Consider the following 22234-nt stretch of genomic DNA (forward strand, 5'->3'; position numbering starts at 1 on the left):
TCCCGGCGTCCGAGCCGCTGACCTCCCGCTCCCCGATGGCCGCCGGCCCGCCAACCAACGGCGTTGTCAGTGGGGGGAGTTACGTTGGCAGCAGGAGGGATGCGGATGTTCACGGGGGCCCGGTGCACGACGACGAGGCGGAGCACGATCCGGACGAGGAGGTGCAGCTCCGGCGGCACGGCGGGTCACCCTGACCCTGCTCTTCCCGCCCTTCGTTCGCGCGGTCCTAGCCGACCCGGGCGGCACCCCGGCACGCGGACGGGCCCCGGCGGGGCGCGGTGCGCCGTGCCGGGGCCCGTCCGCGTCGGTGCGCGGGTGCCGTCAGAGCTGGCCGACCACGTACTCGATGCAGGCGGTCAGCGCCTCGACGTCCGCCGGGTCGATCGCCGGGAACATCGCGATCCGCAGCTGGTTGCGGCCGAGCTTGCGGTAGGGCTCGGTGTCGACGATGCCGTTGGCGCGCAGCGCCTTGGCGATCGCCGCCGCGTCGACGTCGTCGTTGAAGTCGATCGTGCCGATGACCTGCGAGCGCTTCGCCGGGTCGGTGACGAACGGGGTGGCGTACTTGGAGTCCTCGGCCCAGCCGTAGAGGGCCTGCGAGGAGGCGGCGGTGCGGCCGACCGCCCAGTCCAGACCGCCCTGGCCGTTGATCCACTCCAGCTGCTCGTTGAGCAGGAAGAGGGTGGCGAGGGACGGGGTGTTGTACGTCTGGTTCTTCAGGGAGTTGTCGATCGCGGTGGGCAGCGAGAAGAACTCCGGGACGTGCCGGCCGGAGGCGTGCACGGCGCGGGCGCGCTCCAGGGCGGCCGGGGAGAAGACGCCGAGCCAGAGCCCGCCGTCGGAGGCGAAGGACTTCTGGGGCGCGAAGTAGTAGACGTCGGTCTGGGCGATGTCCACCGGGAGGCCGCCGGCGCCGGAGGTCGCGTCGACCAGCACCAGGGCGCCGTCGTCGGCGCCGGCCACCCGCCGGATCGGGGCCGCGACACCGGTCGAGGTCTCGTTGTGGGTGAAGGCGTAGACGTCCACGCCCGCCTCGGCGACCGGCTCCGGGTGGGTGCCCGGGTCGGCGGAGATGACGGTGGGCTCGGCCAGCCACGGAGCCAGCTTGGCGGCCTTGGCGAACTTCGAGGAGAACTCGCCGAACGACAGGTGCTGCGACTTGTTCTCGATCAGGCCGTGCGTCGCGACGTCCCAGAACGCGGTGGAACCGCCGTTGCCGAGGACGACCTCGTAGCCCTCGGGGAGCTGGAAGAGGTCGCGCACGCCCTGCCGCACCGAGCCGACCAGGTTCTTGACCGGGGCCTGGCGGTGGGAGGTGCCGAGCAGTGAGGTGCCGGTGGCGGCCAGCGCGTCGAGCGCCTCCGTACGCACCTTGGAGGGGCCCGCGCCGAAGCGTCCGTCGGCGGGCTTGATGTCAGCGGGGATCTGGATATCAGCCACGGAGGAAGCCTAGAGGGTCAAGCGGGGGTCGGGCGGAGCGTCCAGCCGGTGAGATGACGGGCGGTCGGAGTGTGGACACGGGTCGTCACAGGCGCCTCACAGGTTGCGGATGCCCTGTCCCACGCGCCCCTGAGCTGCGCGATCACTCGGCCCGGTGCGGGGTGCGGTCCGCCGCGTAGAGGGTGGTGAGCGCCGCCGCGGCGTCGGCCAGCACCCGGCGGGCCTCCGGGGGGTCCAGCACCTCCAGGGAGTCGCCGAACTGGAGCAGCTGGCGGACGGCGGACAGCACCGGGTAGCCGAGCTCCAGCACCGCCCAGCCGCCCGTCGCCCTGTCCGTCCCGCCCGACTTGCCCGTCGCGTCGGCCCCATTCGTCCCATTCGTCCCGTTCGCCTCGCCCGGCCCGTCCGTGCGCTGCTCCGCCTCCGTCGGCTCCACGAACCGCGGGGGAGCGGTCAGCGCGCCGCCCAGGATCCGCACCGCCAGGTCCAGCCGCTCCCGGCGGATCCGGGCGGTCACCCGCACCGGCGCCGGCCGCTCCTCCACCTGCCGCCGCAACTGCGCCCAGACCTCCGCCAGCTCCACGCCCGCCCGCCGCCGCACCGGGGCGTCGGTGACGGCCGCCGACGCCACCCGGTCGGCCCGGAACAGCTGCGGTCGGCCGCGCCGGTCGGCGGCCAGGTACCAGGTCCCGGCCTTGGCGACCAGGCCGTAGGGGGCGACGGTGTAGGTGCGCAGCCGCGTCTCGCCGCCGTGCCGGTAGCGGATCCGCAGCCGCCGGTCGGTGAAGACGGCCCTTTGCAACTCGTCCAGGTCCACCGCCGGGCGGGGCGCTGGCGACCGGCCCCAACGGTGGTGCGGGCGCCGGCGCGGTGGGCCACCGCGCCGCGCGGTTCGCGCTGCGGGTGCTGTCGCCGCTGGGCGACGCCGACCCCGCGGGCGACCTGGCGACCGTACGGGAGGTGCACGCGGCGGCGCTGGCGGCGGTCGAGCCCTGGCGGATCGGACGGAGCGTCAACTTCCTCCTCGGCGAGCACCGGGGACGGACGGACGCGGCGGCGGTGGCCGGCAGCACCCACGGGAGCGCGACCCGGGCCCGACTGGCGGAGCTGAGGGCCGCGCACGACCCGGAGAACGTCTTCCGCTTCCACCCGTACGCGGGCTGAGCCCCCTGCACGGCGTGAGTCCCCGTACGCCTGCCGTCCGTTGGCCTGCCGCGCGTCCGCCGTCCGGACCGGACCCGACCAACGCGGCGGACAGCGTCGGTGTCGTGCGGGGTGCCGCGGAGGCGCCGTCGCTCATGCGTTCCATGCTGGGCGCGACACTCTGGTCGACTTCGTCCGCAGCTCTTGATCCGCCCCCGCCCTCCGTGGGCAATCTGGAGGCATGGCTGAGCGCACGGAGACGGACAAGCGGAACGGCGGCGGACCGGGCACCGGGGGGCGGGCGACCGAGCGGGCGGCCGCCGCCCGCCGGGAGCTGGCCCGCGACCTGGCCGGGGCGGTGCGGGGCGAGGTCTCGGCCACCGCCGCAGACCGGGCCCTGATGACGATGGACGCGTCCAACTACCGGCGGGTCCCGGACGCGGTGGTCGCGCCCCGGGACGCCGAGGACGTCGCCGCGGCGCTGCGGGTCTGCCGCGAGCACGGCGTCCCGGTGGTGCCGCGCGGCGGCGGCACCAGCATCGCCGGCCAGGCCACCGGCACCGGCGTCGTCCTGGACTTCACCCGCCACCTGCGGCGGATCGTCGCACTGGACCCCGAGGCCGGCACCGCCGTGGTCCAGCCGGGCGTCGTCCTCGACGACCTGCGGGCCGCGGCCGCCCCGCACGGCCTGACCTTCGGCCCCGACCCCTCCACCCACAGCCGCTGCACCCTCGGCGGCATGATCGGCAACAACTCCTGCGGCTCGCACTCGGTGGCCTGGGGCACCACCGCCGACAACATCCACGCCCTGGAACTGCTCACCTACGGCGGGGAGGCGGTCCGGGCCGGCCGCGGCACCGACGCCGAAGGCCGCCCCACCGGCCTCCCGCCGCGCCTGCGCGACGGCGTCCAGGCGCTGGTGGAGCGCGAGTTGGCGCTGTTGCGCACCGGCTACCCGACCGGACTGCCGCGCCGGATCTCCGGCTACGCCCTGGACGCCCTGCTGCCCGAGGCCGGCACCGACCTGGCCCGGGCCCTCACCGGCAGCGAGGGCACCCTCGGTGTGCTCACCGAGGCCACCGTCCGGCTCGTGGCGACGCCCGCGGCCCGCGCGCTGGCGATCCTGGCCTACCCCGACGAGGGCGCCGCCGCCGAGGCCGCGCACACCCTCCTCCCGCACGGGCCGCTGACCGTCGAGGGCATGGCAGCCGACCTGGTCGGCAAGGGCGCCAACGGCCTGCCCGACGGCGGCGCCTGGCTGTTCGTCGAGACGGGCGGGGCGAGCCCCGCGGAGGCCGCCGCCCGGGCCGAGGCGCTGTGCCGCGCGGCGCGGGCGGACGGCGCGACCGGCCACGCCCTCGTCACCGACCCGGCCGGCCAGCGCGCCCTGTGGCGGATCCGCGAGGACGCCTCCGGCACGGCGACCCGCATGCCCGACGGCAGTGAGGCGTGGCCCGGCTGGGAGGACTGCGCCGTCCCACCCGCCCAACTGGGCCCCTATCTCAGGGACTTCCGGTCCCTGCTCGCCCAGCACGGGCTGCGCGGCACCCCCTACGGCCACTTCGGCGACGGCTGCATCCACGTCCGGATCGACTTCGACCTGCTCACCCCGCCCGGCATCCGCCGCTTCCGGGAGTTCTCCACCGACCTGGCCGCCCTGGTGGTGGCACACGGCGGCTCCCTCTCCGGAGAGCACGGCGACGGGCAGGCCCGCGCCGAACTGCTCCCGGCGATGTACGGCGACGAACTGGTCGGCGTCTTCGGCCGGTTCAAGGACCTGTGGGACCCGGCCGCGGGCCTCAACCCCGGCATGCTGGTCCGCCCCGCCCCCCTAGACGCCAACCTGCGCTTCGCCCCGCTGCCGCCCGGCCCGGTCCCGGTGGAGTTCGGCTACCCGCACGACGACGGGGACTTCACCGCCGCCGTCCGCCGCTGCGTCGGCGTCGCCAAGTGCCGTACGGAGAAGCTGGGTTCGGGTGCCACGGACGTGATGTGCCCGTCGTACCGCGCCACCGGCGACGAGCAGCACTCCACCCGCGGGCGCGCCCGACTGCTGCACGAGATGCTGGCCGGCGAGGTGATCACCGACGGCTGGCGCTCCCCGGAGGTGCGCGACGCTCTCGACCTCTGCCTGTCCTGCAAGGGCTGCCGCAGCGACTGCCCGGTGGGCGTCGACATGGCCACCTACAAGGCGGAGTTCCTGCACCACCACTACGCGGGCCGGCTCCGCCCCGCCGCCCACTACGCGATGGGCCGGCTGCCCCAGTGGCTGCACGCCGCCGCCCCCGTGGCGCCGGCCCTCAACGCCCTCGCCCGCACCCCGCTCGCCGGCGTCGCCAAGCGGCTCGCCGGGATCGCCCCCGAGCGGGAGATCCCCGAGCTGGCACGCGAGACGTTCCGCCGCTGGTGGTGGCGCCGGCACGCCGCGCCCACGGGCGGCCGGACCGTCGTCCTGTGGCCCGACACCTTCACCGACCACCTCTCCCCGGAGGTGGGGCGCGCCGCCGTCCGCGTCCTGGAGGCCGCCGGCCTCCGCCCCCTGCTTCCGCCCACCGCCCCCCTGGCGGACCGCCCGGTGCGCCCGCTGCCCCGCCCCGGCCTCTGCTGTGGCCTGACCTACGTCTCCACCGGCCAACTCACCCGGGCCCGGGCCGTCATGCGCCGCACCGTGGAGGTCCTCGACCCCCTCGTGCAGTCCGGCCGCCCCCTGGTCGTCCTGGAACCGAGCTGCGCCGCGGCGCTCCGCACCGACCTGCCGGAACTGCTCGCCGACGACCCCCGGGCCGCCCGGCTCGCCGGGTCCGTCCGCACCTTCGCCGAGACGCTGGAAGAACTGGCCCCCGACTGGACCCCGCCCCGCCTCGACCGCGCGGTCGCCGGCCAGACCCACTGCCACCAGCACGCGGTCCTCGGCGACGCCGCCGACCGCCGACTGCGCGAACGCGCCGGACTGATTGGCGCGTTGAGCGGCGGCTGCTGCGGACTGGCCGGCAACTTCGGCTTCGAGCGCGGCCACTACGACGTCTCCGTCGCCTGCGCCGAGGACCAACTCCTGCCCGCCGTGCGGGAGGCCGCCCCGGACGCCGAGATCCTCGCCGACGGCTTCTCCTGCCGCACCCAACTCAGCCAACTCGGCGAACGCCCGGGCCGCCACCTGGCGGAGGTCCTGGCGGAGGCGCTGGACGCGGGAGGAGACGCGGAGCGGAATCAGAACAGGCCGCGGTAGGTGTTCCAGCCGTTGCCGATCTTCACCCGGGGCGTGAACCGGCCGGTGCCGTCGGCGAGGTAGCGGTAGAGGTCGCCGCGGGAGTCGACGGCGAGCAGGTCCGCGCGGCCGTCCCCGTCGATGTCACCCGGGGCGGCCAGCCGGACGTACGCGTTCCAGCCGCCGCCGAGGTTCACCGGCGCCTTGAACGGGGCGCCGGCCACGCCGGTGCCCGCGTAGAGGTAGAGCGCGCCGCCGGGAGTCCGGGCGACGATGTCCGACCGGCCGTCGCCCGTGAAGTCACCCGCGCCGACCAGCGCGTCGTAGGCGTTCCAACCGGCACCGATCCTGATCCGGCCGCCGACCCGGTAGCCGGTGCCGTCGCCCGGGTAGAGGTAGAGGACGCCCGCACGGTCGCGCGCCAGCAGGTCGCCCTTGCCGTCGCCGTCGAGGTCGCCGGGGCCGAACACGGTCGAGTAGACGTCCCAGCCGGAGCCCAGGAAGGCGGGGCCGGTGCCTGAGGGGTGCTCGTAGTTGTACAGGCCGCCGTCATAGATCTGGAAGACGTCACCCCGGCCGTTCCTGTCCAGTGAGGAGGCGAAGAAGAGCTGTGCCCCGGTGAATTCCCCTTCCCTGCTCAGTGGTTGACGGACACTCAGCATTCCGTTGTTCAGCGCGTGGTAGTAGAAGAGGGAGCCGCGGGTGTCGAGTCCCAGCAGTTCGGACTTGCCCAGGTACGGGTTGCTGCCCGCACCGGCGAAGAGTGACGCCACCCCCCAGCCCGACCCCAGCCGGCCGCGAGCGAGCAGTTGCCCGGCGCCGTCGGAGCGGTAGAGGAACAACTCGCCCGCCGTGCTGCGTGCGAGGAGGTCCCCGTATCCGTCGCCGTCGTAATCGTCGACGCTGAGGAGCTGGTTGTAGATCCCGAAGCCGTAGCCGACTTTGACCCGGGCCTTGAACGGGACCGAGGCGTCGCCGGTGCCCGCGTAGAAGTAGAGGTCGCCGCCCGGGGTGCGTGCGTAGAGGTCCCCGTACCCGTCGCCGTTCGCGTCGTTCACGCCGACGATCTGGTCGTAGACCTGCCAACCGCCGCCGACCTTGACGCGGGCGGCGAACGGGGCGAACAGACGGCCGTTGGACCGGTAGAGGTACAGCTCGCCGGAGGGCGCCCGGGCCAGCAGATCGGTTGTGTGGTCGCCGGTCAGGTCGCCGGGGGCCAGGATCTTGTTGTACTCGTTCCACCCCTTCCCCGACCAGTGCGGCTCCGTCGCGTCGGACGTGGCGTAGCTGCTGCGGATGGCGAGGGTTCCGTCGGACGACAGGGAGAGGATCTCCATGGTCCCGTTGCCGTCTTGGTCGCCGACGGGGACGATGTCCTTGAACATTTCGCCCGCGGAGCCGCCGAGGTTGAACCCGCCGACCGCTGACCCGTCGGACAGGACGACGCGCACTCCACCGTCCTGCGCCCGGTAGAGGACTTCGCTCGCTCCGTCCCCGTTGAGGTCGAAGCGCGGCGGGGCCTTGGCGGTGGCCACCGCCCTCCCCTCGCCCGCGACGCCCCGCCGCTCCCCGGTGCGTGGCGGGCGCAGCAGGGTCGGTTGCCGGTCGTCGACCGGGCGGTGCGCCGTGGTCTGCCGGTTCGGTGCGGTCGGTCGGTCCTCGGCCGACGCCGGCGCGGACAGCAGGGTGCCGGCGCAGAGGACGAGCGTGGTGCAGGCCGCGAGGTGGCGGGCGCGCCGGGAGCGCGCCCCGCCGATGCGGACGGGTGCAGCGGAAGTCAAGGTTCCCCCCACAGGAAGCAGCGACAGGACCGGGCGGTTCACGGGGTGGGTGCAGGAGTGCACGGCTCACGCGGGCCCGCTGGGGGCAGTGCCCCCGAGGGGGCGCACGGAGGGTGAAGGTGCCCGGGTGGAAGGAGTGTACAAGCAGTGACGGAATGGTGAAGCCGATTTGGGTTGCGCTGCTAAATGGCTCTGTGGGGTGGGGAGTTGGAGAGCCGTTCCGTTCGCGAACGCCGCTCGGCCCCGCCTAGCCCAGCACCTCCCGGGCCAACGCCACCAGGTCCGGGATGCGGGGGTGGCCCGGGGCGTCGCGCCAGGCGATGACGACGGGGACGGGCGGGGCGTCGGTCAGGGGGACGTAGGCCATCGCCGGGTGGGGGTGCATGCCGGCGGTGGCGGAGGTGGTGACGCCGACCGCGCGGGCGCCGGTGATGGCGGCGATCCAGTCGTCGGTGTTGCCGATGGTGAGCGTCGAGGAGGGGCGGGCCTCGGGCGGCCAGAGGTCGAGGGTGGTGGTTCCGGAGACCGTGTTCACGGCGAGGGTGCGCGGCGCGAGGTCGGCGAGGGAGAGGGCGGGGCGGTCGGCCAGCGGGTCGTCGGCGGGCAGGCCGGCCACCCGGGGCTCGGTCGTCAGCTGCTCGGTGACCAGGCCGGGGGCGCGCACCTCGCCCCGCAGGAGGGCCGCGTCGACGTCGCCGCGGGCGAGGCCGGCCGTGCGGTCGTCGATGCGCAGGAGCTGGAGCGGGGTGTCCGGGTGCTCCTCGTGCCAGCGGCGCAGCAGCGTGGTGGTGTCCGCCCCGGCCGCCGACCAGGCGTGGCCCAGGCGGAGCGGCCAGCCGGCGTGGTGCCCGTAGGTCAGGGCGCGGTCGAAGGCGGCGACCGCGAGGGCTGCCTGGTCGCGGAAGGCGACGCCGTCCGGGGTGAGCGCCACGTGGTGGGTGGAGCGGTCGACGAGGCGGACGCCGAGCGCGTCCTCCAGCTGGCGCAGGGTGCGGGAGGCGGCGGGTTGGGTGAGGTGGAGGCGTTCGGCGGCGCGGGTCACGCTGAGGGTGTCGGCGACGGCGAGGAAGCAGCGGAAATGACGCAGCTCGATGCTCATGCGTGCGGAGCATAACAACTGGCGAAATCGCATTTCACGTGCGCGAACGCGGGTCGTAGCGTGGGAGGGTGAATGCTTCTCCCGCGTCGCCCGCCGGCTCCGGCGACTTCGGCGGCTCCCCTTCGTCCGCTGGTTCCGCTGGTTCCGCTGGTTCTGCCGGTTCCGACGGCGCCCGCCCGGCCCCCGCCTCGCCCGCCGGCTCCGCCGTCGAGGCGTCGGGCGGTGGGATACCCCGGCCCGTGCCGCCCTCGCCGGAGGTGCTGTCGGCCGAGGCGGCGGCCGCGGCGCGCGGCGAGGCCGGGCCGGGCGCGGCGCGGGCCCGCAGCCGGCTGGTGTCGGTGGGGCTGGTCATCGGCGGGATCGTCTCGTTGCAGTTCGGGTCGTCGGTGGCGGTGCTGCTGTTCCCGCGGGCCGGGGCGCTGGGCGTGGTCACGCTGCGGCTGGTGGTGGCGGCGCTGGTGCTGCTGGTCGCGTGCCGGCCGAAGGTGCGGGGCTACGGGCGGGGCGACTGGGCGACGATCGTCGCCTTCGGCGTCGCGCTCGCCGGCATGAACTCGCTCTTCTACCAGGCGATCGACCGGATTCCGCTGGGCGCCGCGGTCACCCTGGAATTCCTGGGCCCGCTGATCCTGTCGGTGGCGACGTCGCGGCGGTTGCTGAGCGTGCTGTGGGCGACGCTGGCGCTGGGCGGCGTGGTGCTGCTGGGGCGGGCGGGTTTCGACGGGCTGAACCTGGTCGGCGCCGGGTGCGCGCTGGCGGCCGGTGGGCTGTGGGCCGCGTACATCCTGCTGTCGGCGCGGACCGGGCAGCGGTTCCCGCAGGCGGACGGCTTGGCGCTGGCGATGACGGTCGCTGCGGTGCTGAGCCTGCCGCTCGGGGTGGCCAGCGCGGGCGGCGCGCTGCTGAACCCGGTGACGGTGGGCCTGGGGGCGGCCGTGGCGCTGATGTCGTCGGTGCTGCCGTACACCCTGGAGCTGCTGGCGCTGCGGAAGCTGCCGGCGTCGGGCTTCGCGGTGATGATGAGCCTGGAGCCGGCGGCGGCCGCCACGGCCGGGTTCCTGGTGCTGGGCCAGGCGTTGGGGTGGGTGGAGTTGCTGGCCATCGGCCTGGTCGTGGTGGCCAGTGCGGGGGCGGTGTTGAGCGGGGCGCGGCGGTGAGCCTTCGAGCCGCCCCGGGGTGCGCTTCCGGATACTCCGGGCGCACCCGGGGCAGCCGTCCGTCCTACGCCGTCACCGACTTTCCGCCCGTGGGCCGGCACGCCGGACACTCGCAGGGCGGGTAGCGGCCCGGCATGTCGTCGACGAGCTGGACCGGATCGTCGGTCCGCACGACGACTGTACGGAGCGGGGTGCGCACACCGGCCGCTGAAACCCGGTACACGGACAGCGTCATCCGCCGCGGGCTGATCTTCACCGCACCTGCCCCCGCCCCCGCTGATTCTCCGTACGTTCGCGAATCCAGGCCGCCAGACGGGACGCCTCGGACGCGGAAATTCCGCCCAGTTCGACGCGGCCCCGATCCATGACGGGATAGTCGCCCCGCAGGGAGGGAAAGGTGAATCCGGCGGCGGCGAGCGCGGACGCCAACTCCTCTGCCACCCGCTGCCCTTGGGCCAAAGCGCTGTCCCCGGATGAGGGGTTTTTCTGATTCATGGCTCCGATGGTCGAACGGCCCGCCTAGCCTGACCAGTGATGGCGCGCGTACGGAGGGTGTTCGTAGTCACGCGCGGTGAGCCCGTATCCGAGGAGGTTGGAATGTTCGGTGACGGTGGTGAGTCCGTAGCGTTGCGCGTCTTCGCCGGGCAGTTGAAGCTCTTCCGGGAGTCGGCTGATCTGAGCCGCGAGGAACTTGGGCAGAAGCTTGGTTACGCGTCCCACACGATCAAGGCGTACGAACTGGGGCAGCGCATTCCCGACGCTACGACGGTGGAGCAGGCGGATGAGCTGCTGGGTGCGAAGGGAGTGCTGAAGGCGGCCATTCCGCTGCTGGACGAGGCGCGGTATCCGAAGTTCTTCCGCGATCTGCCGAAGCTCGAAAGGAAGTGCGTGCGACGCTGCTCGTACGACCCGCACTGCGTGCCGGGGTTGCTACAGACCGAAGCCTACGCACGGGCGGTGATCGGATGGCGCATTCCGGCGTTCGTCGAGGATGAGGTGGCACGCCTGGTGGAGGCCAGGGTGGATCGACAGGCGATGCTCACCCGCGATGACCGCCCTGCAGTGCACTTCGTTGTCGAGCAGTCGGCCTTGGAGCGTCCGATGGGTGGCCGAAAGGTCCATCGGGAGCAAATGGAAAAGGTGTTGGAGTGGCTACAGCTGCGCAATGTCTCCCTCCAGGTGATGCCAACCAGGGCGGAACATCCTGGTCTTGATGGCGCGATGACGTTGCTGGAGACGTCGGAACAGCGCACTCTGGTCTACGTCGAAGGGCAGATCAACGGACAGCTTGTATCCGATCGAGAGCGGGTCAGTTGTATGGCGCAGCGCTATGACATGATCCGGTCGCAGGCGCTGTCCATCACAGAATCAGTGCAATTCATCGAAGAGTTGGCAGGTAAGGAATGAGCGGCGAACTGGCATGGACTAAGTCCACGTACAGCGGCCCCCAAGCCGGCGACTGCATAGAGGTAGCCGCCGATCCCAACACCGTCCACGTCCGCGACTCCAAAGACAAGCCCGGCCCTGACCTCACCCTCACCCCCGCCGCCTGGGCCGCCTTCGTCCGTTACGCCGCATCGGCGCCCGTGCGGCCGTAACGCGGGGTGCTCGCGCGTCGCGTATGCGGGGGCGTGGCGTGGCAAAAAATCATGCATGCGTGCTTGATTGTTTCTGGTCGCGCTGCCACGCTCGGTTCTCGCATCACCGCAGCTGTCAACGCGCCCTGCCCGTAAGGGACATGGGCGACCGGCGTGGATGAGGAGAGCGCGCGATGGCCGATCCGCGGGAGGTTCGGGAGGTCCTGGCGGACCTGCGGGCCGAGGGCGAGGACGTGGACGGGCTGGTGGCGGAGCTGCCGCCGGACCAGTGGGAGCGGGCGACCCCGGCCGCCGGGTGGAGCATCGCCCACCAGATCGCGCACCTGCTGTGGACGGACGAGCGGGCCGTGCAGTCGGCGGTGGACCCCGAGGGGTTCGGGCGCGAGGTGGCGGCGGCGATGGCGTCGCCGGAGACGTTCGTGGACGAGGGGGCCGAGCGCGGCGCCCGGCTGGCGCCCGCCGAGCTGTTGGCGCGCTGGCGGGCGAGCCGGACGGAGCTGCTGGCGGTGCTGGCGGCGCAGCCGGCGGGCGCCAAGCTGCCCTGGTACGGGCCGCCGATGAGCGTGGCGTCGGTGGCGACCGGGCGGTTGATGGAGACCTGGGCGCACGGACAGGACGTGGCCGATGCGCTGGGAGTGCGGCGGGTGCCGACCGCGCGGCTGCGGCACGTCGCCCGGATCGGGGTGCGGGCCCGGGACTACGCGTACGCGGTGCGCGGGCTGACACCGCCGGGGGAGGAGTTCCGGGTCGAGCTGGTCGGGCCCGGAGGCGAGGAGTGGACGTTCGGGCCGCCGGGGGCCGCCCAGCGGGTGAGTGGGGCGGCGCTGGAGTTCTGCCTGCTGGTGACCCAGCGGGTGCACCGCGCCGACGTCTCGCTGGTGGCGGTGGGGCCGGACGCCGAACGGTGGTTGGGCATCGCGCAGTCCTTCGCCGGGCCGGCCGGACCGGGACGGGCGCCGGGCGGGGTGCGGCGGTGACGGCGGGCGCGGAGCCGCTGCGGATCGGGAACGCGTCGGGGTTCTACGGCGACCGGTTCGAGGCCGTGCGGGAGATGCTGACCGGCGGGCGGCTGGACGTACTGACCGGGGACTACCTGGCCGAGCTGACGATGCTGATCCTGGGCCGGGACCGGCTGAAGGACCCGCGGCTGGGCTACGCCAAGACCTTCCTGCGGCAGTTGGAGGAGGGGCTGGGGCTCGCCGTCGAGCGCGGCGTGCGGATCGTGACGAACGCCGGCGGGCTGAATCCGGCCGGACTCGCCGAGGCCGTGAGGGAGTTGAGCGCGCGGGTCGGCGTCCCGGTGCGGGTCGCGCACGTCGAGGGTGATGACCTGGTGGGGCGGGGGTGGGGCGAGGGAGTGCTCACCGCCAACGCCTATCTGGGCGGTGCGGGGATCGCGGAGTGCCTGCGGGGCGGGGCGGATGTGGTGGTCACGGGGCGGGTAACGGACGCGGCGCTGGTCAGCGGGCCGGCCGCGGCGCACTTCGGCTGGGCGGCGGACGACTACGACCGGCTGGCGGGCGCGGTGGTCGCGGGGCACGTACTGGAGTGCGGGACGCAGGCGACGGGCGGCAATTACGCGTTCTTCGGGGAGTTGGGGGACGTGCGGCGGCCGGGGTTTCCGCTGGCCGAGATCCACCCGGACGGCAGCGCCGTGATCACCAAGCATCCGGGGACCGGGGGTGCGGTCACGGCGGGGACGGTGACCGCCCAGCTGCTCTACGAGACGGCCGGTGCGCGCTATGTGGGGCCGGACGTCACGGCGCGGCTGGACACCGTACGGCTGACCGAGGTCGGGCCGGACCGGGTGCGGATCGACGGGGTGCGCGGTGAGGCGCCGCCGGCGACCGCGAAGGTCGGGCTGACCCGGATGGGCGGCTGGCGCAACGAGGTGGTGTTCGTGCTCACCGGGCTCGACATCGAGGCCAAGGCGGCGCTGGTGCGGGGGCAGTTGGAGGACGCGTTGGGGCGGGCCGAGCGCCGTCCGCGCGAGGTGAGGTGGTCGCTGGCACGGACCGATCACGGGGATGCGGGGGTGCAGGAGGAGGCGAGTGCGCTGCTGCGGCTGGTGGTGCGGGACCCGGATCCGGAGGCCGTCGGGCGGGCGGTGAGCGGGGCGGCCGTCGAGCTGGCGTTGGCCAGTTACCCGGGCTTCCACGTGACGGCGCCGCCGGGGAAGGGCGCCCCGTACGGGGTGTTCGAGGCGGCGTACGTGCCGGTGGGGGACGTGCGGCAGGTGGCGGTGTTGCCGGACGGGGGGCGGGTGGAGATCGTGCCGGTGCCCGCGTCGGCGGTGGCCGGGGAGCCGGCTGTCGTGGAAGGGGAGCTTCCGGTGCCGTTGCCGGCGGGGCCGACCCGGCGGGCGCCCCTGGGGGTCGTCGCCGGGGCCCGTAGTGGTGACAAGGGCGGGTCGGCGAACGTCGGGGTGTGGGTCCGGACGGACGACGCGTGGCGGTGGCTCGCGCATGAGCTGACGGTGACCAGATTCCGCCAACTCCTGCCGGAGACCGCTCAGTTGGAGGTCCGCCGCGAGGTGTTGTCCCGGCTGCGGGCGCTGAACTTCACGGTGGATGGGCTGCTGGGCGAGGGCGTCGCGTCGCAGGCCCGGTTCGACCCGCAGGCCAAGGCGCTGGGGGAGTGGCTGCGCTCCCGTCACGTTCGGATACCGGAGGTTCTGCTGTGACCGTCCTGAGGACCGCGCTCGACACCGCCGGCGCGGAGTACGCCGAGCGGCGGGCGGCGATGCTGGGGAAGCTGGACGAGGTGGCCGGGGAGCACGACAAGGCGCTCGCCGGCGGCGGCGAGAAGTACGTCGCCCGGCACCGCGCGCGCGGCAAGCTGCTGGCCCGCGAGCGGATCGAGCTGCTGGTGGACCCGGACACGCCCTTCCTGGAACTGTCGCCGCTCGCCGGCTGGGGCAGCGACTACGCGGTGGGCGCGTCGCTGGTCACCGGGATCGGCGTGATCGAGGGCGTGGAGTGCCTGATCACCGCCAACGACCCGACGGTGCGCGGCGGGGCGAGCAACCCGTGGACGCTCAAGAAGGCGCTGCGGGCCAACGAGGTCGCGCGCGCCAACCGGCTGCCGGTGGTCAGCCTGGTGGAGTCGGGCGGGGCCGACCTGCCGAGCCAGAAGGAGATCTTCATTCCGGGCGGGGCGCTCTTCAGGGACCTGACGCGGCTGTCCGCGGCCGGCATCCCGACGGTGGCGGTGGTCTTCGGCAATTCGACGGCCGGCGGCGCGTACGTCCCCGGCATGTCGGACCACGTGATCATGGTCAAGGAGCGGGCCAAGGTCTTCCTCGGCGGGCCGCCGCTGGTGAAGATGGCGACCGGCGAGGAGAGCGACGACGAGTCGCTGGGCGGCGCGGAGATGCACGCCCGCACGTCGGGACTGGCGGACCACTTCGCGCTGGACGAGCCCGATGCGCTGCGGCAGGCCCGCCGGGTGGTGGCCCGACTCAACTGGCGCAAGGCGCACGCCGATCCGGGCCCGGCCGAGCCGCCGAAGTACGACGAGGAGGAGCTGCTGGGGATCGTCCCGGGCGACCTCAAGGCACCGTTCGACCCGCGCGAGGTGATCGCCCGGATCGTGGACGGCTCGGACTTCGACGAGTTCAAGCCGCTGTACGGGACGAGCCTGACCACCGGCTGGGCACAGCTGCACGGCTACCCGGTGGGGATCCTCGCCAACGCGCAGGGCGTGCTGTTCAGCGCGGAGAGCCAGAAGGCCGCGCAGTTCATCCAGTTGGCCAACCAGCGGGACGTCCCGTTGCTCTTCCTGCACAACACCACCGGCTACATGGTCGGCAAGGAGTATGAGCAGGGCGGCATCATCAAGCACGGCGCGATGATGATCAACGCGGTGTCGAACTCGCGGGTACCGCACCTGTCGGTCCTGATGGGCGCGTCGTACGGGGCCGGGCACTACGGGATGTGCGGGCGGGCGTACGACCCGCGGTTCCTGTTCGCCTGGCCGAGCGCCAAATCGGCGGTGATGGGCCCGCAACAACTCGCCGGGGTGCTCTCCATCGTGGCGCGGGCCTCCGCCGCCGCGAAGGGCCAGCCCTACGACGACGACGGCGACGCGGCGCTGCGCGCCATGGTGGAGCAGCAGATCGAAGCCGAATCGCTGCCGATGTTCCTGTCCGGGCGGCTGTACGACGACGGCGTCATCGACCCGCGCGACACCCGCACCGTCCTCGGCCTGTGCCTGTCCGCCGTCCACACCGCGCCGGTCGAGGGCGCGCGGGGCGGCTTCGGCGTCTTCCGGATGTGAGGTTCCGTGACCAGCAACGATTCCGTGACCGTGCCCGGGGGCGACGCCCGGGAGACCGGCCGCACCGAGATCCGTTCGGTCCTTGTCGCCAACCGCGGCGAGATCGCCCGCCGCATCTTCCGCACCTGCCGTGACCTGGGCGTCGCCACCGTCGCCGTGCACTCCGACGCGGACGCCGACGCCGCGCACGTGCGGGAGGCGGACGCCGCCGTCCGGCTGCCCGGCGAGGCGCCCGCGGACACCTATCTGCGCGGCGAGCTGATCGTGAAGGCGGCGCTGGCGGCCGGCGCGGACGCCGTCCACCCCGGGTACGGGTTCCTCTCCGAGAGCGCCGCGTTCGCCGCCGCGGTCACCGACGCGGGGCTGGTGTGGATCGGGCCGCCGCCGGCCGCCATCGAGGCGATGGCCTCCAAGACCCGCGCCAAGGAACTGATGGCCGCGGCCGGAGTGCCGCTGCTCGCGCCCCTCGACCCGGCCGCCGTCACCGCCGCCGACCTGCCGCTACTGGTGAAGGCGGCGGCCGGCGGCGGCGGGCGCGGCATGCGGATCGTGCGGGAACTCGACGCGCTGGCACCGGCGTTGGCGTCGGCGCGGGCCGAGGCGGCGGCCGCGTTCGGCGACGGCGAGGTGTTCGTCGAGCCCTACGTCGAGGGCGGGCGGCACGTCGAGGTGCAGGTGCTCGCCGACGCGCACGGCACCGTCTGGACGCTCGGCACCCGTGACTGCTCGCTCCAACGCCGCCACCAGAAGGTCATCGAGGAGGCGCCGGCCCCCGGACTGCCCGACGCGCTCCGCGACGCCCTGCACCGGGCCGCCGCCCAGGCCGCCCGGACCATCGACTACCGGGGCGCCGGCACCGTCGAGTTCCTGGTGGCCGCCGACGGCCGGGCCCACTTCCTGGAGATGAACACCCGCCTCCAGGTGGAACACCCGGTCACCGAGGAGATCTACCGGCTCGACCTCGTCGCCCTCCAGATCGCCGTCGCCGAAGGCCAGCCGCTGCCCGCCGCGCTGCCCGCACCGCACGGCCACGCCGTCGAGGCCCGGCTCTACGCGGAGGACCCGGCGGCCGATTGGCAGCCGCAGACCGGCACCGTGCACCGCATCGGCGTACCGGACGGCGTCCGCCTGGACTCCGGCGTGACCGACGGCGACACCGTCAGCGTCCACTACGACCCGATGCTGGCCAAGGTCGTCGCCTGGGCGCCCACCCGCGCCGAGGCGGTCCGCAAACTGGCCGGCGCCCTGGAACGGGCCCGCATCCACGGCCCGGTCACCAACCGCGACCTGCTGGTCCGTTCGCTGCGGCACCCCGCGTTCGCCACCGCCACCGGGCTCGACACCGGCTTCTACGACCGCCACCTCGACGCCCTCACCTCGACCGGCGCGGACGACGCGGCCCCCGACGGGCTGTGCGCGCTGGCCGCCGCGCTCGCCGACGCGCACGGCCGCTCCCGCTTCGGGGGCTTCCGCAACGTCCCCGCCGGCCCCCAGACCAAGGAGTACGCGTGCGGGGACCGCATCCACCGGGTCCGCTACCGGCTCGGCCGCGCCGGGCTCGCCGCCGAGGGCTTCCCGGGCGTGCGGCTGCTCGCCCTGGCCGCCGACGAGGTGGTGTTGGAGGTCGACGGGGTGCGGCGGGCGTTCGCCCTCGCCCGCTACGGCGACCGGGTCCACGTCGACTCCCCGCTGGGCGCCCGCACCCTCACCGCACTGCCCCGCTTCCCCGACCCCACCGCCCGCACGGAGCCCGGATCGCTGCTCGCCCCGATGCCCGGCACGGTCGTGCGGATCGCGGACGGGCTGGCGGAGGGCGACCGGGTGGCGGCCGGCCAGCCGCTGCTGTGGCTGGAGGCCATGAAGATGGAACACAAGATCACCGCGCCGGCGGCCGGCACCGTGACCGCGCTGCCGGCCCGCACCGGCCAGCAGGTCGAGGTCGGCACCCTGCTCGCCGTCGTCACCGACTGACGCCGGCCCCACGCCCGGCCCACGCACCGCCCCCCTCACCGTAGGCACTCACACACCGCCCCAGGAGCCGTCATGCGCACCGCCCTGAGCAACTCCGTGATCGAGTCCGAGGAACACCGCGCCCTGCGCGCCGCCGTCGCCGCGCTCGCCAAGCGCTACGGCCGGGAGTACTTCACCGCCGTCGTCGCCGCGGGCAAGCACACCGACGAACTGTGGCAGGACGCCGCCAAGGCCGGCTACCTCGGCGTGAACCTGCCCGAGGAGTACGGCGGCGGAGGCGCCGGCATCACCGAACTCGCCCTCGTCCTCGAGGAGTTGGGGGCAGCCGGCTGCCCCCTGCTGATGCTGGTGGTCTCCCCGGCGATCTGCGGCACGGTCATCGCCCGCTTCGGCACCGAGGAGCAGAAGCGCACCTGGCTGCCCGGACTCGCCGACGGCAGCCGCAAGATGGCCTTCGGCATCACCGAACCGGACGCCGGATCCAACTCGCACCGGATCACCACCACCGCCCGCAGGGACGGCACCGACTGGATCCTCAACGGGCGGAAGATCTTCGTCTCCGGCGTCGACATCGCCGAGGCCACGCTGATCGTCGGCCGCACCGAGGACGCCCGCACCGGCAAACTCAAGCCCTGCCTGTTCATCGTCCCGCGCGAGGCACCCGGCTTTGGCCGCAGCCCGGTACCGATGGAACTCGCCGCCCCAGAGAAGCAGTTCGAGCTGACCCTGGACGACGTGCGGCTGCCCGCCGAAGCCCTGGTGGGCGACGAGGACGCCGGCCTGCTGCAACTGTTCGCCGGCCTCAACCCGGAACGCATCATGACCGCCGCGTTCGCCCTCGGCATGGGCCGCTACGCGCTCGCCCGGGCCGTCGACTACGCCCGCACCCGCCAGGTCTGGAAGGAGCCCATCGGCGCCCACCAGGCCCTCGCCCATCCGCTCGCCCAGTGCCACGTCGAACTGGAACTGGCCGGACTGATGATGCGCAAGGCGGCCCTGCTCTACGACGCGGGCGACGACATGGCCGCCGGCGAGGCCGCGAACATGGCCAAGTACGCGGCCGCCGAAGCCGCGGTGCACACCGTCGACCAGGCCGTGCACACCCTCGGCGGCAACGGCCTCACCCAGGAGTACGGCCTGGCGTCACTGATCACCGCCGCCCGGGTGGCGCGGATCGCCCCGGTCAGCCGGGAGATGATCCTCAACTTCATCTCGCACCAGTCCCTGGGACTGCCCAAGTCGTACTGAGCGAACGGGCGGTGCGCGCCAGGCCCCGACCACCCGGGCGCGGCGCGCACCGGCCCGGCACACGGGAAGGAAGGCCCGGCCCCGCCGTCCACCGCCGCCCCAGGGAAGGTCCCTCCCATGGCACGCAAGGCACCCCAGACGCCCCACCCCGCCCACGTCTTCCGCAGCGCCCACCCCGACGTCGCGCCCCTGGAGGTGCCGATCCACGACGCCGTCCTGGGCGGCGCCGCCGCACACGGCGCCCGCCCCGCCCTGGTCGACGCGCTCACCGGCCACACCCTCGACTACGCCGCCCTCGACCACCTCAGCCGCCGCCTGGCCGCCGCCCTCGCCGCCTCCGGCCTGGGCAAGGGCGACGTACTGGCCCTGCACAGCCCCAACTCGATCCTCTTCCCCGTCGTGTTCTACGCCGCGACGCGCTGCGGCGCTGCGGTCACCACCGTCCACCCGCTGGCCACCGAAGCCGAGTTCGCCCGCCAGCTGACCGACTCCCGGGCGTCCCGGATCGTCACCGTGGCGGCCCTGCTGGACACCGCCCGGGCCGCCGCCCAACGGGCCGGCGGCATCACCGAGATCCTCCTCTGCGACCGCGCCGACGGCCACCGCTCCATCCTCGACCTGACCACCGAGGACCACCCGGAACCCGCCCCGCGGATCGACCCCGCCACCGACCTGGCCGCGCTCCCGTACTCCTCCGGCACCACCGGCGCCCCCAAGGGCGTGATGCTCACCCACCGCAGCATCGCCACCAACCTCGCCCAACTGGCCCCCGTGATGGCCAACGGCCCCGAGGACCGCGTCCTGGCCGTCCTGCCCTTCTTCCACATCTACGGGCTCACCGCCCTGATGAACGCCCCCCTGCGCAACGGCGCCACCGTCGTCGTGCTGCCCCGCTTCGACCTGCGCCAGTTCCTCACCGCCATCGAGCAGCACCGCATCACCGAGGTCTACACCGCGCCCCCCATCGTGCTGGCGCTCGCCAAGCACCCGATGGTCGACGACTTCGACCTGACCTCCCTGCGGCGCGTGCTCTGCGCCGCCGCGCCCCTGGACGCCGAACTCGCCGCCGCCTGCGCCCGCCGCCTGGGCCTGCCCACCGTCCTCCAGGCATACGGCATGACCGAACTCTCCCCGGCCACCCACGTCGTACCGCCGGGCGCGAGCGCCCCGCCACCGGGAGCGGTCGGCACCCTCCTGCCCAGTACGGAACTGCGGATCGTCTCCCTGGAAACCGGGCGGGACCTCGGCCCGGGGCAGAGCGGCGAGATCGTCATCCGCGGCCCGCAGGTGATGCGCGGCTACCTGGGACGCCCCGCCGAGACCGACGCGATGATCGACCCCGACGGCTGGCTGCACACCGGCGACGTCGGCCGGACCGACGCCGACGGCTGGCTCCACGTCGTCGACCGCGTCAAGGAGTTGATCAAATACAAGGGCTACCAGGTGGCCCCCGCCGACCTGGAAGCGCTGCTGCTCGCCCACGAAGCCGTCGCCGACGCGGCCGTCATCGGCATCCCCGACGCGGACGGCAACGAGATCCCCAAGGCGTTCGTGGTCCGCCAACCAGGGGCCGCGCTCACCGCGGACGAGGTCATCGCCTACGTTGCTGAGCGAGTAGCCCCGTACAAGAAGGTGCGCCGCGTGGAGTTCCTGGACAGCGTGCCGCGCGCCACCACCGGAAAGATCCTCCGGCGCGAACTCCGCGCCAGGGAAAGGAGCTCGACGCCCCGATGACGTACGTGGAGCGCGCCCACGAGCGCGGCATCACCACCCTCACCCTCAACTCCCCCCACAACCGCAACGCGCTCTCCACCCGCCTGGTCACCGAACTGCACCAGGCCCTCGCCGACGCCGCCGCCGACGACGCCGCCCGCGCCCTGGTGCTCACCCACACCGGCGGCACCTTCTGCGCCGGCGCGGACCTGGCCGAAGCCACCGCCGGCGACGCCAAGGACGGCCCACTGGCCCTCGCCCGGCTGCTGCGCACCCTCGTCGCACTGCCCAAACCCGTCGTCGCCCGGGTCACCGGCCACGTCCGCGCCGGCGGCCTCGGACTACTCGGAGCCTGCGACCTCGCCGTCGCCGGCCCGCAGTCCACCTTCGCCTTCACCGAGGCACGACTCGGCCTCGCCCCCGCCGTGATCTCACTGCCGCTACTGCCCCGGCTCGACGCCCGCGCCGCCGCCCGCTACTACCTGACCGGCGAGAAGTTCGGCCCGACCGAAGCAGCCCGGATCGGCCTCGTCACCCTCGCCGCCGACGACGTCGACGCCGGCCTGACACCCCTCCTGGACGGACTGCGCAAGGGCTCCCCCCAGGGCCTCGCCGAGTCCAAGAAACTCGTCACCGCCCCCGTCCTGGCCGCCTTCGACAACGACACCGACGCACTCGCCGAACGCTCCGCCCGCCTCTTCGGCTCCGCCGAAGCCCGCGAAGGCATGACCGCCTTCCTCGAACGACGGGACCCGGAATGGGTGCGCTGACCCCCGCCCGCCGCCCCAAAGAGCCCCAACAGGAACGCAGCCGCGCCACCCGGCTCAAACTCCTGGAAGCCGCCGTCGCCTGCCTCGCCGAACGCGGCTGGAGCGGCAGCACGGTCTCCGTCGTCGCCGAACGCGCCGGCGTCTCCCGAGGCGCCGCCCAACACCACTTCCGCACCCGCGAAGACCTGTTCACCGCCGCCGTCGAGCACGTCGCCGAAAAACGCCGGGGCGCGCTCAAGGCCCTGGCACACGACCTGCCGCCGGCCGGCTCCCTCGCCCGCACCTGGCGCATCGTCGAGGAGGTCGTCGCCCTCTACACCGGCCCCCTGTTCCGCGCCGCCCTGCACCTGTGGGTGGCCGCCTCCGACGAGGAACAACTCCGCGACCGCGTCACCGCCCTCGAAGCCAGAGTGGGCCGCGAGGCCCACCGCACCGCAGTCGCCCTGCTCGACGCCGACGAGTCCGTCCCCGGCGTCCGCGAAACGGTCCAGGGCCTCCTCGACATGGCCCGCGGCCTCGGCCTCGCCAACCTCCTGACCGACGACACCCCACGCCGGGACCGCGTGGTCGCCCAATGGGCGAAGATCTTGGATTCCCTCCTCAGCCGTTGAAATTGGCTTCCCACGTTGTCGGCTTTCCCGCCGTGGGGGTTGCCGTTTGCGCCTGGCGGCGCGGGGCGTTGTCGGCCGTCCCGCCGTGGGGGTTGTTGTTTGCGCCTGCGGCGCGGGGCGTTGTCCGCTGCGCGGGGCTTGTGGGGTGCGGTGCCGGGTTGGCGGGTGGTGGGGTGCCCGGACTGCTGCGCTTTACGTCCGGGCACCCCACCACCCGCCA

Annotated in this window: 17 protein-coding genes and 1 pseudogene; 13 read left to right on the plus strand and 5 right to left on the minus strand. The window is 73.8% G+C overall.

What is annotated here, in order from left to right; translation table 11 throughout:
- Window positions 1-321: 321 nt before the first annotated feature.
- Window positions 322-1440, minus strand: coding sequence for a phosphoserine transaminase (serC, locus tag ACLJT4_RS34035; RefSeq protein ID WP_411128341.1), 1119 nt, complete (start codon window positions 1438-1440; stop codon window positions 322-324).
- A 142-nt stretch (window positions 1441-1582) separates the two neighbouring features.
- A pseudogene (locus ACLJT4_RS34040) lies at window positions 1583-2269 on the minus strand (helix-turn-helix transcriptional regulator); the annotation flags it as partial.
- A gap of 41 nt (window positions 2270-2310) precedes the next feature.
- Here ACLJT4_RS34040 and ACLJT4_RS34045 point away from each other — a divergent pair.
- Window positions 2311-2604 carry a hypothetical protein gene (locus ACLJT4_RS34045; protein WP_411128343.1) on the plus strand — a complete coding sequence of 98 codons (294 nt, stop codon included), beginning with the start codon at window positions 2311-2313 and terminating at the stop codon, window positions 2602-2604.
- A gap of 220 nt (window positions 2605-2824) precedes the next feature.
- On the plus strand, window positions 2825-5809 hold the full coding sequence (locus ACLJT4_RS34050) for an FAD-binding and (Fe-S)-binding domain-containing protein (protein WP_411128345.1): 2985 nt from the start codon (window positions 2825-2827) through the stop codon (window positions 5807-5809).
- On the opposite strand, the gene ACLJT4_RS34055 is transcribed toward ACLJT4_RS34050, so the two are convergent.
- Together ACLJT4_RS34055 and ACLJT4_RS34060 are read right to left on the minus strand one after the other, a co-directional pair.
- The gene (locus ACLJT4_RS34055) at window positions 5791-7569 is read right to left on the minus strand and encodes an FG-GAP repeat domain-containing protein (protein WP_411128347.1); all 1779 of its coding nucleotides are present in this window, start codon (window positions 7567-7569) and stop codon (window positions 5791-5793) included. The two genes, ACLJT4_RS34050 and ACLJT4_RS34055, sit on opposite strands and share 19 nt — an antisense overlap.
- Before the next feature lie 247 nt (window positions 7570-7816).
- Entirely contained in the window at window positions 7817-8668 is an 852-nt protein-coding gene (locus ACLJT4_RS34060; RefSeq protein ID WP_411128349.1) for a LysR family transcriptional regulator, read from the minus strand.
- 239 nt (window positions 8669-8907) lie between these two features.
- Between ACLJT4_RS34060 and ACLJT4_RS34065 the strand changes: the two genes are divergently transcribed.
- Window positions 8908-9825 (plus strand): EamA family transporter, encoded by a 918-nt coding sequence (locus ACLJT4_RS34065; RefSeq protein WP_078487296.1) that lies wholly within the window; start codon window positions 8908-8910, stop codon window positions 9823-9825.
- 252 nt (window positions 9826-10077) lie between these two features.
- Here the strand turns inward: ACLJT4_RS34065 and ACLJT4_RS34070 are convergent, their stop codons facing one another.
- Window positions 10078-10320: a hypothetical protein gene (locus ACLJT4_RS34070; RefSeq protein WP_411128351.1), complete on the minus strand. Its 243-nt coding sequence runs from the start codon at window positions 10318-10320 to the stop codon at window positions 10078-10080.
- Between the two features lie 102 nt (window positions 10321-10422).
- On the opposite strand from ACLJT4_RS34070, the gene ACLJT4_RS34075 reads away from it, so the two are divergent.
- The 10 genes from ACLJT4_RS34075 (at window position 10423) to ACLJT4_RS34120 (ending at window position 22014) form a co-directional block, all read left to right on the plus strand.
- Window positions 10423-11232 (plus strand): helix-turn-helix domain-containing protein, encoded by an 810-nt coding sequence (locus tag ACLJT4_RS34075; RefSeq protein ID WP_411128353.1) that lies wholly within the window; start codon window positions 10423-10425, stop codon window positions 11230-11232.
- The gene (locus tag ACLJT4_RS34080) at window positions 11229-11423 is read left to right on the plus strand and encodes a DUF397 domain-containing protein (RefSeq protein WP_411128355.1); all 195 of its coding nucleotides are present in this window, start codon (window positions 11229-11231) and stop codon (window positions 11421-11423) included. The genes ACLJT4_RS34075 and ACLJT4_RS34080 overlap by 4 nt, the downstream gene beginning before the upstream one ends.
- A 173-nt stretch (window positions 11424-11596) precedes the next feature.
- Entirely contained in the window at window positions 11597-12400 is an 804-nt protein-coding gene (locus ACLJT4_RS34085; RefSeq protein WP_411128357.1) for a TIGR03084 family metal-binding protein, read from the plus strand.
- Window positions 12397-14106, plus strand: a complete 1710-nt coding sequence (locus ACLJT4_RS34090; protein WP_411128359.1) for an acyclic terpene utilization AtuA family protein — start codon at window positions 12397-12399, stop codon at window positions 14104-14106. The genes ACLJT4_RS34085 and ACLJT4_RS34090 overlap by 4 nt, the downstream gene beginning before the upstream one ends.
- Window positions 14103-15701, plus strand: a complete 1599-nt coding sequence (locus tag ACLJT4_RS34095) for an acyl-CoA carboxylase subunit beta (protein ID WP_411128361.1) — start codon at window positions 14103-14105, stop codon at window positions 15699-15701. Before ACLJT4_RS34090 ends, ACLJT4_RS34095 begins: the two co-directional genes overlap by 4 nt.
- Before the next feature lie 30 nt (window positions 15702-15731).
- Window positions 15732-17672, plus strand: coding sequence for an acetyl/propionyl/methylcrotonyl-CoA carboxylase subunit alpha (locus ACLJT4_RS34100; protein ID WP_411128384.1), 1941 nt, complete (start codon window positions 15732-15734; stop codon window positions 17670-17672).
- A gap of 72 nt (window positions 17673-17744) precedes the next feature.
- Window positions 17745-18920: an acyl-CoA dehydrogenase family protein gene (locus tag ACLJT4_RS34105; protein ID WP_411128363.1), complete on the plus strand. Its 1176-nt coding sequence runs from the start codon at window positions 17745-17747 to the stop codon at window positions 18918-18920.
- A 117-nt stretch (window positions 18921-19037) separates the two neighbouring features.
- On the plus strand, window positions 19038-20654 hold the full coding sequence (locus tag ACLJT4_RS34110) for a 4-coumarate--CoA ligase family protein (RefSeq protein WP_411128365.1): 1617 nt from the start codon (window positions 19038-19040) through the stop codon (window positions 20652-20654).
- Window positions 20651-21403, plus strand: a complete 753-nt coding sequence (locus ACLJT4_RS34115; RefSeq protein WP_411128367.1) for an enoyl-CoA hydratase family protein — start codon at window positions 20651-20653, stop codon at window positions 21401-21403. Before ACLJT4_RS34110 ends, ACLJT4_RS34115 begins: the two co-directional genes overlap by 4 nt.
- Complete coding sequence (locus tag ACLJT4_RS34120; protein ID WP_411128369.1) at window positions 21391-22014, plus strand: TetR/AcrR family transcriptional regulator; 624 nt, start codon at window positions 21391-21393, stop codon at window positions 22012-22014. The genes ACLJT4_RS34115 and ACLJT4_RS34120 overlap by 13 nt, the downstream gene beginning before the upstream one ends.
- The last annotated feature ends 220 nt before the right edge of the window (window positions 22015-22234 follow it).

It is taken from the genome of Streptomyces sp. x-19, from assembly GCF_046549115.1.
Classification (GTDB): Bacteria; Actinomycetota; Actinomycetes; order Streptomycetales; family Streptomycetaceae; genus Streptomyces; species Streptomyces albulus_C.